We start from the raw sequence: 209 nt of genomic DNA, 5'->3' as shown, positions 1-209 counted from the left end.
TTAGTGCAAGTCATGAAAAAATATCCTGAAATGATTATTAAAGCAACGTCTCATACAGATAGTAGAGGTCCAGAATCTTACAACACTAACCTATCAGACAGAAGAGCTAAAACAACTGTACAATATGTAATATCTCAAGGAATTGAAGAAGCGCGTATCTCAGGTATGGGTAAAGGTGAATCTGAACCTAAAGTAGATTGCTCTAATGG

1 protein-coding gene is annotated in these 209 nt (G+C 35.9%); it reads left to right on the top strand.

Features of this window, described 5'->3' with window-relative positions; genetic code table 11:
- A partial coding sequence (locus Q0807_RS18905) for an OmpA family protein (protein WP_301162069.1) occupies positions 1-209 on the top strand: 209 nt, incomplete at both ends.

Origin of the sequence: uncultured Winogradskyella sp., from assembly GCF_947495255.1 — a bacterium.
Taxonomy (GTDB): domain Bacteria; phylum Bacteroidota; class Bacteroidia; order Flavobacteriales; family Flavobacteriaceae; genus Winogradskyella.
The sequence above is the reverse complement of the archived record's forward strand: the minus strand, read 5'-3'. Positions and strand labels throughout refer to the sequence as shown.